Annotated in this window: 16 protein-coding genes and 1 tRNA gene; 7 read left to right on the forward strand and 10 right to left on the reverse strand. The window is 73.3% G+C overall.

Annotated elements, in window-relative coordinates; genetic code table 11:
• The 8 genes from IFT36_RS12365 to IFT36_RS12400 all read right to left on the reverse strand — a co-directional run.
• The coding region (locus tag IFT36_RS12365; RefSeq protein WP_200413273.1) for a hypothetical protein at positions 1–1,392 on the reverse strand (1,392 nt) is incomplete at its 3' end.
• Positions 1,389–1,781 (reverse strand): DUF6507 family protein, encoded by a 393-nt coding sequence (locus IFT36_RS12370; RefSeq protein WP_159828199.1) that lies wholly within the window; start codon positions 1,779–1,781, stop codon positions 1,389–1,391. The genes IFT36_RS12370 and IFT36_RS12365, both read right to left, overlap by 4 nt.
• Entirely contained in the window at positions 1,778–2,185 is a 408-nt protein-coding gene (locus IFT36_RS12375) for a hypothetical protein (protein WP_173154303.1), read from the reverse strand. The genes IFT36_RS12370 and IFT36_RS12375 overlap by 4 nt, the downstream gene beginning before the upstream one ends.
• A complete protein-coding gene (locus IFT36_RS12380; RefSeq protein WP_200413274.1) occupies positions 2,175–3,308 on the reverse strand; it encodes a DUF6177 family protein in 1,134 nt (377 codons plus the stop codon). Before IFT36_RS12380 ends, IFT36_RS12375 begins: the two co-directional genes overlap by 11 nt.
• A gap of 165 nt (positions 3,309–3,473) precedes the next feature.
• Positions 3,474–3,544, reverse strand: a tRNA-Gly gene (locus IFT36_RS12385).
• Positions 3,545–3,710: 166 nt separating this feature from the next.
• The gene (locus IFT36_RS12390) at positions 3,711–4,223 is read right to left on the reverse strand and encodes a hypothetical protein (protein WP_200413275.1); all 513 of its coding nucleotides are present in this window, start codon (positions 4,221–4,223) and stop codon (positions 3,711–3,713) included.
• Positions 4,220–4,957: an Asp23/Gls24 family envelope stress response protein gene (locus IFT36_RS12395; protein WP_200413276.1), complete on the reverse strand. Its 738-nt coding sequence runs from the start codon at positions 4,955–4,957 to the stop codon at positions 4,220–4,222. Before IFT36_RS12395 ends, IFT36_RS12390 begins: the two co-directional genes overlap by 4 nt.
• Positions 4,954–5,508 carry an RNA polymerase sigma factor gene (locus IFT36_RS12400; RefSeq protein ID WP_056044391.1) on the reverse strand — a complete coding sequence of 185 codons (555 nt, stop codon included), beginning with the start codon at positions 5,506–5,508 and terminating at the stop codon, positions 4,954–4,956. Before IFT36_RS12400 ends, IFT36_RS12395 begins: the two co-directional genes overlap by 4 nt.
• 257 nt (positions 5,509–5,765) lie before the next feature.
• Here IFT36_RS12400 and IFT36_RS12405 point away from each other — a divergent pair, with 257 nt between their 5' ends.
• The 5 genes from IFT36_RS12405 to IFT36_RS12425 are packed head-to-tail and all read left to right on the forward strand — an operon-like array spanning position 5,766 to position 7,942.
• Complete coding sequence (locus IFT36_RS12405; RefSeq protein WP_200413277.1) at positions 5,766–6,200, forward strand: Asp23/Gls24 family envelope stress response protein; 435 nt, start codon at positions 5,766–5,768, stop codon at positions 6,198–6,200.
• Positions 6,197–6,388: a DUF2273 domain-containing protein gene (locus IFT36_RS12410; protein ID WP_056044388.1), complete on the forward strand. Its 192-nt coding sequence runs from the start codon at positions 6,197–6,199 to the stop codon at positions 6,386–6,388. The genes IFT36_RS12405 and IFT36_RS12410 overlap by 4 nt, the downstream gene beginning before the upstream one ends.
• Positions 6,385–6,753, forward strand: coding sequence for a hypothetical protein (locus IFT36_RS12415; RefSeq protein ID WP_200413278.1), 369 nt, complete (start codon positions 6,385–6,387; stop codon positions 6,751–6,753). The genes IFT36_RS12410 and IFT36_RS12415 overlap by 4 nt, the downstream gene beginning before the upstream one ends.
• Positions 6,750–7,340 carry a DUF6286 domain-containing protein gene (locus IFT36_RS16980; protein ID WP_200413279.1) on the forward strand — a complete coding sequence of 197 codons (591 nt, stop codon included), beginning with the start codon at positions 6,750–6,752 and terminating at the stop codon, positions 7,338–7,340. The genes IFT36_RS12415 and IFT36_RS16980 overlap by 4 nt, the downstream gene beginning before the upstream one ends.
• Complete coding sequence (locus tag IFT36_RS12425; RefSeq protein WP_200413280.1) at positions 7,337–7,942, forward strand: hypothetical protein; 606 nt, start codon at positions 7,337–7,339, stop codon at positions 7,940–7,942. The genes IFT36_RS16980 and IFT36_RS12425 overlap by 4 nt, the downstream gene beginning before the upstream one ends.
• Before the next feature lie 94 nt (positions 7,943–8,036).
• On the opposite strand, the gene IFT36_RS12430 is transcribed toward IFT36_RS12425, so the two are convergent.
• Positions 8,037–9,017, reverse strand: a complete 981-nt coding sequence (locus IFT36_RS12430; RefSeq protein ID WP_123571017.1) for an NAD(P)H-quinone oxidoreductase — start codon at positions 9,015–9,017, stop codon at positions 8,037–8,039.
• 49 nt (positions 9,018–9,066) lie between these two features.
• Here IFT36_RS12430 and dcd point away from each other — a divergent pair, with 49 nt between their 5' ends.
• A complete protein-coding gene (dcd, locus tag IFT36_RS12435) occupies positions 9,067–9,654 on the forward strand; it encodes a dCTP deaminase (RefSeq protein WP_123571018.1) in 588 nt (195 codons plus the stop codon).
• Between the two features lie 354 nt (positions 9,655–10,008).
• Here dcd and IFT36_RS16985 read toward each other — a convergent pair whose 3' ends face one another.
• Entirely contained in the window at positions 10,009–11,148 is a 1,140-nt protein-coding gene (locus tag IFT36_RS16985) for a helix-turn-helix transcriptional regulator (RefSeq protein WP_159828233.1), read from the reverse strand.
• A 176-nt stretch (positions 11,149–11,324) separates the two neighbouring features.
• Between IFT36_RS16985 and IFT36_RS12445 the strand changes: the two genes are divergently transcribed.
• Positions 11,325–12,362 (forward strand): aldo/keto reductase, encoded by a 1,038-nt coding sequence (locus tag IFT36_RS12445; RefSeq protein ID WP_056044374.1) that lies wholly within the window; start codon positions 11,325–11,327, stop codon positions 12,360–12,362.
• Positions 12,363–12,668 lie beyond the last annotated feature (306 nt).

Here is a 12,668-nt window from a genome sequence, read left to right on the forward strand (position 1 = left end):
GTCCTCACGGACCGGCGGGGCCGACGCGTCGTCACGGACCGGCGGGGCGGACGCGTCGTCACGGACCGGCCCGGGCGTCGTGTCGGGGCCGTCGACGCGGGTGGGCGGCGGCGCGAGGCCGTCGGCGCGGACGCCGACGACGTCGTCGAGCCGGGCGACCTGCTCGTCGAAGCGCGAGGGCGCGGCGTCCGGCCCACGACCGGCCGAGCCGTGCCCTCCGGTCAGCAGACGCGTGGTCTCCGACATGGCGTTCAGGGCGTGACCCGCGTGTGTCAGGCCGATCCGCGACAGGGAACCCTCGGGGGCACGGAGCGCAGCTCGTTCCGCGGCGCCGCCGAGCCGTGCGAGGCCCGTCGCCGCCTTCGTCCCGCCGACGGCTGCGCCGCCGACCGGGACGAAGAACGAGGCCACGCCGAGGGTGGCGTAGGTGCCGGCCGCGACCGGGTCCTCGTCGTACATCTCGGGCGTGCCCACGATGCCCTGCGTGACGCCCTCGATCGTGGTGCGGTACCAGTCGACGGCCGGCTGGGCGGCCGCCGGCACCGTGCCGGGAGGTGCGTACGCGAGCGCGATCGTCGCCGGACTCGTGATCGCGATGGCCCCGAGCCCCTGGAGCAGGCCGCCCCAGGCCTTGAGGCCGAACTCCTTGGTGACGCCCGTGCCGCCCTGGATGTCCCAACCCACCAGGGCACCGGCGCCGTAGGCCGCCTCGGCGATGAACATGCCGAGACCCGTGCCCATCGACTCGGAACAGGTCTTGTGCGGGTCGCCCGGGGCGCCGTAGGGCAGGTCCTTCATCGAGTCGAGCTGCTCGGCCGACAGGCCCACTTGCTCGGGGAAGCACATCGGGTCGGTGCGCAACGCGTTGATGCCGTTCTCGCACTCGGCTCGGGCCGCGTCGATCTTGGCGACCTCGGCGTTCACCTCGCCGAGCAACTCGTCGTTGCGGTTGCGCGAGGGGATGTGGTCGTACCACTCGACCGTGGTCTCGTCGGGGCCGCTCGAGATGTACGAGTTGTAGCTCTCGGTGCTGTAGGTGACGCCGCCGGACACCTCGGCGGTGAAGGCCTCGGCCTCGGTGACGAGCTCCTTGAGCCGGGCGACGGGCGCGGCGACGGCCGTGGCGAGGTCGTCGAGCAGCGTCGCGACCTGGCCGAACGTGTCGCCGAGGGTCTGCGTGCTCGTGCCGACCGGGTCCATGGCGACGAACAACTGCTCGGCCTCGGGCGCCGCGTAGACGCCCGACAGCCCGGACCAGGAGGTGACGACGCCCGCACCCTTCTCGGCGATGGCGGTCGCCGTGCTGCGGAAGGTGGCGGCGGACGTCGAGATCGCCGCCGGGTCGATGGTGACGCCGGGGATCGCACCGGGGACGATCAGCGAGGGGCTCATCGGGGCACCCCCGGGGTCGAGACGGGCGGGATGCCGGCGGCGCTCTGCTCGCTCGCCAGAGCGGGTGCCTCGGCGGCCGCCGTCACGGCGGCGGATTGAGCGTTCGCCGCCATCTCCTCGTCGCCCGCGACGTAGGCGATGGTCGCCTCGGCGGCACCGGTGCCGCACGACTCGATGCGGTTCACGACCGACGTGAGGGTCGTCGCCTCGGACTCGATCAGCCCCAGCACCGCGTTGGCCACGCCCACGAGGAGGTCGCCGACACCGCCGCTCAGCTCTTCGTGACCGGTCTCCAGGCCTCCGGCCGCGGTGCCGAGGTCGCCGGCCGAGACCTGGACCTCGGCCAGGACCGACTGCACCCCGCTGGGCGAGATCGACCACGAACTCATGAGCGTGCCCCTTCGTCGGTCGTCGCGGGCGCGGCCGTCGCGGGCGCAGCCGTCGCGGGCCTCGGCCCACCCGGGACCGCCTCGACCACGACGCGCCCCCCGGTGTTGCGGACGAGCGCCTGCACGACCGCGTCGGACACCGGGTCGGTCCCCGGCGCGTACGCCTCGGTCAGCCAGCTGCCCGCCTCGACGTCGACCCCGAGCAGGACGGAGGCGTCGGCCGGGTCCTCGACGTAGGTGCTGCGCACGATCGCCAGCACGAGCCCGTCGTCGGTCGCGATCTGCAGCCCGCCGCCGTTCCAGAGCTTGCCCAGCCCGAGGTACGGGTCGATCTCGGCGGCTGCGCGGGCACCGTCGACGGCGGTCACGGGCTCGGGCGTCACCACGGTGTACTCACGAGGCACGGTGCACCCCCGGCGGGGTCATCGCAGCGAGGATCTCGTCGGCGCCGACGGCCTCGACAGCATCGGCGAAGCGGTGCCAACGGACTGCGGCCGCGGCACCGTCGACAGCACCAGCACCAGCACCGACCTCGGCGTCACCGGCCGGCCCCTCGTCGAACGACACGAGCACCGACGGCGTCCGCGACGACCCGAGCACCCGTCCGCCGACCCGACGGACAAGGCCCTCGACGTCCAGCTGCATGCCCCGAACGCCCCGGGCCCCGACGACGGCGGCGAGTGGCTGCGGTGCGACCCGGTCGTGGGCGGACACCGTCCCGTCGGCCCGGCCGGACATCGACCACGCCGTGGCCAGGAGGACCTGCTGTCGACCGGCCACGTCGGCGAGCGCGTCCGCGACGACGCCCGGCGCGACGGCTCCGGTCACGACGATGCGGGTCTCCTCGATCACCCCGTCGTCGCTGCGCGCGATGCGCACCCAGCCCCGATACCTCGGCCCGGAGGCGTCACCGCCTGCCACGTGGAACCGCGTCTCGGAGGGCATTCGGCTGCGCGCGGCGGCCGTGAAGAAGTCGCGGTCCCAGGCCGTCGTGGCCGGTTCGGTCGTCCCCCACAGGGTGCGCGTGCCGGGCGCGAGCGCCTCGACGAGTCGTTCGAGCGTTCCGCCGAGTCGGGCCTCGGCCCGCGCCCGGTGGTGGGTGACGACGGCGAGCTGCGTCCACGGGACGGCGTCGGGGTCGACGGTGCGTCCCTCGTCGAGCCGGACCGACGACGGCGCCTCGTCCTGCGGCAGCGGGTAGCCGTCCTCGGTCACCCCGAGGCCGTGGGCCGGTGATCGCACCGGCTCGAGCGTGACCGCCCGACGCAGCGAACCGTCGGAGGCGCGGGTCAGCCAGACCCCGCCGAGCACGTCGAGCAGGTGGAACAGCGAGTACGTGAGCCGCGATGCGGGATCGGTGACGAGGGCGACGCGGGTGCCCGGCCCGGCACAGTCGACAAACAGGGCCGAGAGGCCGCTGGACACCCCGACGACGGGCTTGCTCGAGCGCGACTCGACCCAACCGGGCCCGTGCGTGTCGAGCATCGGGTGCAGCAACGAGACGGTCGTCGTGGCATCGTCGGTCATGGCTTCCCCCCGGTAGCGGCGACGACCATCGTACGGGGGCGGCGCTCCCGGCCGCCGTCGGCCGAACGCCCCACGAGCCCGTACCCCGATGACGTGGGAAGAGACGTGACGGCGGTGGTGACCAGGCCGTGAGCCCGGCCGTCACGTCACCTCAGAGAAGAAGAGAGCGAGTGACGGGAATCGAACCCGCGCTATCAGCTTGGGAAGCTGAAGTTCTACCATTGAACTACACTCGCGCGGCGCCTCAGAGGCGCGTCAGACCACTATAGCGGCCCGCGCCTCCCGTGCTCCCCCCGCCCTGCCGAGCGTGTGGCACCGCCGAACGGACATCGCACCGCCGCGTTCCGCGGTGTGACGTCCAGCAGGCGGTGCGACTCCGCGCACCACCGGCAGGAGGCGCGCTCAGGCTCCCGTCGCGACCGAGACGATGCGCAGGTCGACCGACGCCGGCGGAACGGGCTCCCCGCTCACGCGGTCGAGCAGCGCCTGGGCGACCGCACGGGCCACGAGCGGGCCGGAGCCGCTCTCGTCGACCGCGATGTCGAGGGTGATGCGGGTCTCGAGGTCGGCCACGGCGATGCCGACGAGGGGCACGGGTCGGCCGGGGGCGGCGGCCTCGGCGGAGGCCGGGTCGGCGCGCTCGGCGTCGGGGATCTCGGAGGCGGGGACGCCCGGGTCGGCCGACGTGGCTCCGGCGACCGAGGCGTCGCTCTGCACGGTCGAGCCCACGACCCCTCCGCCACCGACGACGGCGCTCAACCCCTGGAGGGCCGAGCGGACGACGCTGCCGAATCCGGGCCGGGCCCGGACGTGCACGACGCCGTCGACCGACGCCGCGATCTCGCCGAGCTCGGCGGCGAGCAGGGACAGGTCGGCCGGGCTGATCGGGGCCCGCAGGCCGTCGTCGTCGCTCACGCCGCGCCTCCTTCGCTCTGCAGGTGGACGTCGTCGACGACCACGTCGACGCTCTCGAGGGTCAGTTCGGTCTGACGGGACAGGCTCGACGACACCGCCGACTTGACCGCCTCGGCGAGCGGGGGCAGCGGTTCGCCGAAGAGGCCGCTGACGACGACCTCGACCCGGACGAGCGCACTGGGCACGCTGACGTCGCCGTGGATCGTGCACGAGATGACCATGGCTCCGTCGACGCCGTCGCCCGCCTCGCGGATGAGTGACCTCACGGCGCCCTCGGTGATGTGCAGGGTGGAACGCTCGTCGATCGAGGCGAGCGGGATCTGCCTCCCGGCCCGCGACTCGAGGCGCACGCGGTCCATCACGCCCGAGATCCAGCTCGGGTCCGGTGCGGGGCTCGCCGCGGCGTCGGACTCGAGCAGTCGGGCCCCCATCGCCCGGAGGCGTTCGAGGGCGGCGAGCTGGGCCCGGGCCTCGGGCGACTCCTCGATCTCGGGGTCGTAGGGCTGCCGACCGGCGTCGAGGTAGTCGACGAGACGCTCGGGCGAGACCCCGTCCTCGGCACCGTCGACGGGCTCGTCGGGCGACGGGCCGGCGTCGCCCGGCGCACCCGGCTCGACGGGCGCAGCCGGGTCGACGGGCCCACCCGGGTCGACGGACTCGCCCAGGGCGACGGGCACGTCGGGTGGGGTCGGGTCTTCGTGGGCGTGGTCGGTGCCGTGAGGACGGTCACTCATCGCCAGGCCTCCATCTCGCGGGTCAGGGTCTCTCGGGCCCGGGCCAGTTGCCCCCGGACCGCGGTCACGGTGGTGCCGGTCCGTTCGGCGATCTCGGTGTACGACTCGCCACCGACCTCACGCAGCGCCCACACCTGCCGTTGGCTGGCCGGGAGCCGCGCGAGCGCCGCACGCAGCGCCTCCATGGCGTCGTTCGAGGACGCCCGGCGTTCCGGATCGGTCGTGGGCGTCGCCGCCGGCAGCTCGAGGTCGTCGACGTCGTCGGTGAGGCGTCGCGACCGGATCAGGTCGAAGGCCTTGCGCGACACGATGCGCATCATCCAACCCTTGACCGCCGCGGGCGTCTGCAGCGTCGGCAGTTCGCGCCAGATCGTGATGGACGCCTCCTGCACCGCGTCGGTCGCGTCGGCTCGTGAACCGGTCAGCCGGGTGGCGTACGCCGTCATCAACCCCAGATGGCGTCGGAGCAACACCTCGAAGGCCCGCTCGTCACCCTCGGCGGCACGCGACGCGAGCACGGCGTCGGTGGCCTCGGTCAGGTCCGCCGCCATGTCCGCCTCCTCTGCTGCTGCGTCCGCCCGGGCCCCCAGGACGAGGAGGCGCGGGTCACGACCCGTGGACGAGTCACGACCCGTGGATGAATGGTGACGCATTCCGTGACGTTCGGGCCACGGAAGGCGTCTCATCCCTGGATACACCGGAATCGGTGCGCGCGGGAGACCGTGACCGGACCCGTCGGCGGCGCGTCCGGTAAGACCGAAGGGCGACGCCGACCCGTCGCACATCGTCCGATCAGAAGGAGACACCGATGGCCACCACCGACGAGACCCCGACGAGCACCGTCCCGAGAGGCACCGTCGGGGTGCCCGGCAGGACGGTCGTCGCCGACGGCGTCGTCGCCACGATCGCCGGAATCGCCGCCCGTGGAGTGCCCGGCGTCTTCGCCCTCGGTGGCGGCACCGCGCGGGCGTTCGGCGCCCTGCGGGACGTGATCGGCACGACGGACCTCGGTCAGGGCGTCCGCGTCAAGGTCGGCGAGACCCAGGTCGCCGCCGACGTCACGATCGTCGTCGGGTACCCGGCCCCCCTGCACACGGTCGCCGAACAGGTGCGTGCCGCGGTGGCCGGGGCGATCGAGCAGCTCGTCGGCATGGAGGTCGCCGAGGTGAACGTCGCGATCGTCGACGTCCACATCCCCGGTGACGACGACGTCGACCCCACCAGCGAGAGCCGCGTCTCGTGACCGCCACCACCACGGGCATGGCCATCGGCGCCGTGCTCGCCGTCTCGGCCCTGGCCTTCGGGTTCTGGGGCTTCGTGCTCGTCGCGGTCTTCATCGCCGTCGGCGCGCTCGTCGGGCGCGTCGTCTCGGGCAGGACCGACGTGGCCGGGCTGCTGGACGCCCTGCGCGGACGGCGCTCGTCGTCATGACCACCGCCGGCACGGATCTCGCCGAGACGGGACGCGTCGTCGCGGGGCACGTCGGCATCCCCGCCAAGGTGCTGCAGAAGGTGGCGGTGGCCGTCGTCGCCGAGACCCTCCACGTGCGTCGGGCCGACGTCCGCGTCCTGGCCGAGGACGACGCCGGCCAGCTCGCCCTTCGCGTCTCGACGCCGGTCCGCGTCCCGATGCTCTCCGAGGCCGTGACCATGCCCGAGGGCGGGGTCGTCGCCGTCGTCCGCGACCTCCAGTCCACCCTGACCCGTCGGCTCTCCGAACTCGCGGGGCGCACCGTGTCCCGCGTCGACGTCACCGTCAGCGGCAGCCGCACCGACCGGACGGGGCGCACCTCGTGAGCGGGATCGACCCCGGCCTCCACCGCCGCGTCCTCCGACGCGAGCAGCACTCCTCGCGCTCGGGCAGCGCGATCGTCGTGCTCGTGCTGCTCACGCTCGTCGTCGGGTACGTCGGCGTGGAGGCCGTCTACGCCGCGCTCGGTCGACGGGCCCTGCTCTTCTCCCCGCTCGACGTCCTCGCGACGCTGACGTCGTCGGTCGACGGCGGCGGCACCTCGGGCCTCGTGCTCGGCGCCGGCGTCGTCGCGGCGATCCTGGGCCTCGTCCTGATCGGCCTCGCCGTGACGCCCGGCCGTCGCGGACGCCACACCATCGACGACGACCGCGTGGCGGTGGTCGTCGACGACCGGGTCATCGCGTCCTCGCTCGCCCGGGCCGCCCGTGTCTCGGGGCGCCTCTCGGACCAGCAGGTCTCGGCGTGGGTGTCCCGTCGTCGGGCCCAGATCGACCTGACGCCCGCGTCCGGCCTCGCGGTCGACGAGCAGTCGGTCGAGGCCGCCACCCGCTCCGAACTCGAGTCGGTCGCCTACCGGCCCGAGCTCACGGCTCGCGTCCGCACGACCGACACGGGGAGGGTCGGCGCATGACCTCGAGCAACCGGTTCGCGAACCGCCTCCTCCTGTTCGTCGTCGGCCTCGTCGCCCTGGCCGTCGGAGCGTTCCTCGTGATCGTCGCCCTGCCCGGCGGCGGCGTCCTGCGCGACCTGCTGTCACCCGCGTCCTCGGCCCTCGACGACGCCGTGGCGGCGACGCCGATCGACCCGTCCGGCGCGACGGGCGGCAGCTGGCTACCGGTGGCCCTCGCCCTGCTCTGCCTGTTGCTCGTCATCGTCTTCGTCGTCGCGATCCCCGCCCACGGGCACGGTCGCACCGACAGCGTCGTCGTCCAGGACGACCCGGCCGGCTCGATCGCCGTGTCGAGCTCGTTCGCCGACACCGCGATCACCGACGCGCTCCGCGACCGCCGCGACGTGGCCTCGGTGGGCGTCTCGGCGTGGACGGTCGCAGGTCGGCCCGCCCTCAAGGTGCGGGTGCGGCTGACCGCGGGATCGTCCCCGGCACCCGTGGTCGCGGCGGCGTCCGACGTCGCCCGCGGTCTCGACCGCGTGCTGGGCGAGACGGTGCCCGTGCTCGTCGAGATCACCGGCGCCTCGGCCGTGCGCAAGGGGGCCGACAGCCGCGTGTCCTGACGACCCGCGCCTCCTCGGCTCCGCGACCCGCGCCTCCTCGGCTCGGCGACCCGCGCCTCCTCGGCTCCGCGACCCGCGCCTCCTCGGCTCGGCCTCAGCGGACGGCGAGCAGGATCTTGCCGCTGTGCCCGCCGGACTCCATGCGCTTGTGGGCCGTGGCGACGAACTCGAGCGGGTAGACGCTGTCGAGCACCGGTCGCACCGACCCGGCCTCGACCAGCGGCCAGACGTGCTCGCGCACCTCGGCCATGATCGCGCGGCGTTCGTCGAGGGGGCGGGCGCGCAGCGTGGTGGCCCAGACCCGACCGCGCTTGGCCATCAGGCGCGACAGGTCGATCGTGGCCGACGGGCCGCCCTGCACGGCGATCACCATGATCCGGCCGTTCACGGCGAGCGCCTCGACGTCGCGGGCGATGTAGTCGCCACCGACCAGGTCGAGAACGACGTCGACGCCGCGGCCCTCGGTCAGCTCGTCGACGACCGCGACGAAGTCCTCGGTCTTGTAGTCGATGCCGCGCGCGGCGCCGAGCTGTTCGCAGAACGACGTCTTGTCGGCCGTCCCGGCGGTGGCGTAGACGGTCGAGCCGAGCGCCACGGCCATCTGGATCGCGATCGAGCCGACGCCGCTGGCGCCGCCGTGCACGAGCAGGGTCTCGCCCGGCTTCAGCCCGGCGCTCATGAAGACGTTCGACCAGACGGTCGCGACGGCCTCGGGCAGGCCCGCCGCCTCGACGAGGTCGACGCCGCGCGGCAGGGGCAGCACCAGGCCCTCGTCCACCTGCACGCGGTCGGCGTAACCACCGCCCGGCAGCAGGGCCACGACGTAGTCGCCGACGGCCGCGGCGGTGACGTGCTCGCCGGTCGCGACGACGGTGCCGCTGACCTCTAGCCCGGGCCAGCCGGGCGCCCCGGCGGGCGACGGGTAGTGCCCCTCCCGCTGGTTGACGTCGGCGCGGTTGACGCCCGCGGCGGCGACGTCGATCACGACCTCGCGGGGGCCGGGCACCGGCTCGGCGACCTCGGAGACGACGAGGGCGGAGGGCCCTCCGGGCACGGGGACGGTGATGGCACGCATGCGTCCATCCTCCCCCCGTGGCCCCGCACGCGCTGACTAGTCTTGTCGCGTGCTGCTCTCCGACCGCGACATCAAGCTCGAACTCGACGCCGGCCGAATCGGCCTCGACCCCTACGACCCGACGCTGATCCAGCCGTCGAGCATCGACGTGCGGCTCGACCGGTTGTTCCGGCTCTTCGACAACCACAAGTACCCGTTCATCGACCCGGCCGCGGACCAGCCCGAGCTGACCCGCCTGGTCGAGGCGAAGGCCGACGAGCCGTTCATCCTGCACCCGGGCGAGTTCGTGCTGGGCAGCACCTACGAGTTCGTCACCCTGCCCGACGACGTCGCGGCCCGCCTCGAGGGCAAGAGCTCGCTCGGGCGCCTCGGCCTGCTGACCCACTCGACCGCGGGCTTCATCGACCCCGGCTTCGGCGGGCACGTCACGCTCGAGCTGTCGAACGTCGCCACCCTGCCGATCAAGCTCTGGCCCGGCATGAAGATCGGCCAGCTCTGCTTCTTCAAGCTCAGCTCACCCGCCGAGCACCCGTACGGCTCGTCCCAGTACGGCTCGCGCTACCAGGGCCAGCGCGGCCCGACCGCCAGCCGGTCCTTCCAGGGCTTCGTGCACACGGACGTCTCCGCCCGCGACTGACCGCTGCGCGCTCGCGCTGCGCGCGTTCGCCCCGCGCTTGCGCCGCGTTCGCGCCGTGCGTTCGCGCTGCGCGTTCGCGCCGCGCTCGTCGAGAACGCAGGAGGCGCGGGCCGCGTCCCCGACGGACGCCTCCTCCGGAGACGAGAAAGGGGTGCGGAAGGAACCCGACTCCCTCCGCACCCCGGCGACACGAGAGAAACCCGACGTCGATCTCGTGCGCTGTGACTCGCGGTCCTGAACCTTTCACCGCGAGGCCACTTCATTCTGCGGCTCTCCGCTCCTCGGGCAAACCCGGCAATGTCCGAAAAACGAAATGAAAGCTCAGCTTGCGAAGCGGTGGCAAAAAGTCACCCGTCACCCTTCGAGGGTGTCGCGGGGTGACCGCCCGAACTCGGCCGTGTACTGGGCCGCGAAGCGGCCCGCGTGGGCGAAACCCCAGCTGAGCGCCACGCCCGCGACGGTGTGGCCGAGGGTCGGATCGGCCATGACGAGGTCCCCGTGCGCGCCGCGCAGCCGCGCCCGCCGCAGTTCGGCCATGGGCGTCGAGTCGAGGTGGCGACGGAACGCCAGCTGCAGGGCGCGGGGGGTCACCCGAGCCGCCTCGGCGATCTCGACGACGCCGATGTCGTCGTGCGCGTGCTGCTCGATGTAGTCGCGAGCCCGACGCACGGTCGACGGGAGGGGCGTGAGGCCGTCGGCACCGCCGACGCCGACCACGTTCGTCTCGAAGGCCTCGAGGTAGGCGGCCACGAGCGACCGGAACGCCGAGCCCCGCACCAGCTGACTGGCCATGGCGGCGTCGTTGCGGATGACGTGCTCGTGCACGTGCCGGACGAGGTCGGACCAGTAGCGGCCGAGCGAGGGCGAGACCGCCTCGGCCGCGGTCGACCGGAGCCCCCCGGGGGCGGTGAGCCGCATGGCCTCCAGCTCGCGTTCGACGGCGGTGCGGTCGAGCATCACCTGCCCGAGCACGAGGTCGTACGACAGCATGACCTTGGCGTCGTGCGACGGGAACGAGAACGGTGCGCCCGGCTCGACCCTGAGCTCGTGGTCGCGGGTCCGCAGCGACAACCGGCCGGCCATCACGCCGCCGGCGACGAGGAACCCGGTCGGATCGCTCTCGGACAGCAGGCGTCCCCGCCGGTACTCGAAGCGGCAGAGGGCGAAGCGCGTGTCGCCGGACACGGCGCGACTGTAGGTGAACGGTTCGGGGCCCTCGCCTTCGAGGCGCGTGATCTTGTAGTTCTTGCGGATCAGCGCGTGCGCGACCTCGCGATCCGTGGTCGAGACGCTGCGGACCCGCGGGTCGACGAGCGCCTCGAAGGTCTGCGCCCTGGGGGGCGCCGCGGTCGGATCGGTGGTGGCGTCGGTCGGCGCGGTGTCCGTGGGCGTGGTGTCCGTGGGCGCGGTGTCCGTCGGCGCGGTGTTCGTGGGCGTGGTGCGGAGTGCAGCTGATCCGGCGACTGGTGAGGCCGCCTGCGGTGTGGACGTCACGGTCGTTCCCCTCGGGTGGGACGGTGATCCGGGGTGGTTGGTCCCGGGTGGTCCTCCCGACGTCGGTGTCGAGTGACCTACCCGAGAGTATCCAACAGACGAACTGGACGCGCGCCGCATCCTGGGGCAGGGCACCGCCCGGTCGGGTGCGGTCGCAGTCCGCGTAGCGTCGGGTCATGGACTACAGAACCCTCGGAAACAGTGGAGCCTCGGTGTCGGAGCTGACCCTCGGCACCATGACCTTCGGCGCCGAAGCCGACGAACCGACCTCGCACGCCATCCTCGACGCCTTCGTGGCCGGAGGCGGCACGCTCGTCGACACCGCCGACGTCTACAGCGCCGGCACCAGCGAGACCATCATCGGCCGGTGGCTGGCGAGCCACCCCACGGACGCCGACCAGGTGGTGCTCGCGACCAAGGGACGCTTCCCCATGGGCGACGGGCCCAACGACGTCGGGCTGTCGCGTCGTCACCTCGCGAAGGCCCTCGACGCCTCGCTGACCCGGCTCGGCGTGGAGCACGTCGACCTCTACCAGATGCACGCCTGGGACCACCTCACCCCGATCGACGAGACGCTGAGGTTCCTCGACGACGCGATCAGCGCGGGCAAGATCGGCTACTACGGCTTCTCGAACTACCTCGGGTGGCAGGTGACCAAGGCCGTCGGCCGGGCCGAGGCCCTCGGGTTCGCCCCGCCCGTCACGCTGCAGCCGCAGTACAACCTGCTCGTCCGCGACATCGAGCACGAGGTCGTCCCGGCCTCGCTCGACGCCGGCATCGGCCTGCTGCCCTGGTCGCCGCTGGCCGGCGGCTGGTTGAGCGGCAAGTACGTCCGCGACCAGGCGCCCACCGGTGCCACCCGCCTCGGCGAGGACCCGAAACGCGGCATGGAGGCCTGGGAGGCGCGCAACGCGGACGAGCGCACCTGGACCGTCCTCGACGCGGTCACCTCGATCGCCTCGGCACACGACGCCTCGGCCTCGCAGGTCGCGCTGGCCTGGTTGCTGCGTCAGCCCGCGGTCACCTCGGTGATCCTCGGCGCCCGCACGGTCGAGCAGCTGGACGACAACCTGGGTTCGTCGGCCCTGGCCGCGGCCCTCACCGACGACGAGGTCGCCCGGCTCACCTCGGCGAGCGCACCCCGGGTCGACGACTACCCCTACGGCACGGCGGGCGTCGCCCAGCGCGACCGGAAGATCACCGGCGGCCGCTGACCAGGAGGCGCGGCGCGCCTCCTGCGGGCACCGCGCCTCCTGCAGTCCCCCCCCCCCGCGCCGCTCATCCCGCACGACACCGCGAGATGGTCACCGCGCCAGGTTTTCTCCTGGCGCCGTGACCATCTCGCGGTGCTGTGCGGTAGAGCGGCACGCGTGACTCAGCATCCCGCCACGAAGTAAACGTCCCGCCACGCAATCCTGTGGCGGGACGTTTACGTCGTGGCGGCGTGCCCGGAGCCCGGAGGCGGGGCGGTGCCGTGCGGGGCGGGGCGGTGCGGTACGTCGGTTGCACATCGTCCTTCG

It is taken from the genome of Frigoribacterium sp. CFBP 13605, assembly GCF_014839405.1.
Lineage (GTDB): Bacteria > Actinomycetota > Actinomycetes > Actinomycetales > Microbacteriaceae > Frigoribacterium.

Bases quoted from the DNA above. Each gene is read 5' to 3' on its own strand.
- IFT36_RS12370 (WP_159828199.1), bottom strand. From the start codon at position 1,781: ATGAGTTCGTGGTCGATCTCGCCCAGCGGGGTGCAGTCGGTCCTGGCC.
- IFT36_RS12380 (WP_200413274.1), bottom strand. From the start codon at position 3,308: ATGACCGACGATGCCACGACGACCGTCTCGTTGCTGCACCCGATGCTC.
- IFT36_RS12395 (WP_200413276.1), bottom strand. From the start codon at position 4,957: ATGAGTGACCGTCCTCACGGCACCGACCACGCCCACGAAGACCCGACC.
- IFT36_RS12400 (WP_056044391.1), bottom strand. From the start codon at position 5,508: ATGGCGGCGGACCTGACCGAGGCCACCGACGCCGTGCTCGCGTCGCGT.
- IFT36_RS12405 (WP_200413277.1), top strand. From the start codon at position 5,766: ATGGCCACCACCGACGAGACCCCGACGAGCACCGTCCCGAGAGGCACC.
- IFT36_RS12415 (WP_200413278.1), top strand. From the start codon at position 6,385: ATGACCACCGCCGGCACGGATCTCGCCGAGACGGGACGCGTCGTCGCG.
- IFT36_RS12425 (WP_200413280.1), top strand. From the start codon at position 7,337: ATGACCTCGAGCAACCGGTTCGCGAACCGCCTCCTCCTGTTCGTCGTC.
- IFT36_RS12430 (WP_123571017.1), bottom strand. From the start codon at position 9,017: ATGCGTGCCATCACCGTCCCCGTGCCCGGAGGGCCCTCCGCCCTCGTC.
- IFT36_RS12445 (WP_056044374.1), top strand. From the start codon at position 11,325: ATGGACTACAGAACCCTCGGAAACAGTGGAGCCTCGGTGTCGGAGCTG.